Origin of the sequence: Stappia sp. BW2, assembly GCF_008107695.1 — a bacterium.
Taxonomy (GTDB): domain Bacteria; phylum Pseudomonadota; class Alphaproteobacteria; order Rhizobiales; family Stappiaceae; genus Roseibium.
On record NZ_VIRG01000096.1, the window covers coordinates 1 to 519 of the forward strand.

The window sequence follows — 519 nt, forward strand, 5'->3', positions numbered from 1 at the left end:
ATAACGCCCCGCTTACACCGAAGGGCAGTGCGCCGCTGCAACTTTCACAACCGCATCACACGGCTTATATCATCTTTACCTCTGGCTCCACCGGCAGGCCGAAAGGGGTAATGGTCGGGCAGACGGCTATCGTCAACCGCCTGCTTTGGATGCAAAATCATTATCCGCTTACAGGCGAAGATGTCGTTGCCCAAAAAACGCCGTGCAGTTTTGATGTCTCGGTGTGGGAGTTTTTCTGGCCGTTTATCGCAGGGGCAAAACTGGTGATGGCTGAACCGGAAGCGCACCGCGACCCGCTCGCTATGCAGCAATTCTTTGCCGAATATGGCGTAACGACCACGCACTTTGTGCCGTCGATGCTGGCGGCATTTGTTGCCTCGCTGACGCCGCAATCCGCTCGCCAGAGTTGCGCGACGTTGAAACAGGTTTTCTGTAGTGGTGAGGCCTTACCGGCTGATTTATGCCGCGAATGGCAACAGTTAACTGGCGCGCCGTTGCATAATCTATATGGCCCGACGG

At 55.7% G+C, this 519-nt stretch carries 1 protein-coding gene; it reads left to right on the forward strand.

The genetic code is table 11. The features are described 5' to 3' along the window. Positions 1–519, forward strand: a 519-nt coding sequence (locus FMN63_RS28340) for an AMP-binding protein (RefSeq protein ID WP_148587528.1), incomplete at both ends; no start/stop codon positions are given.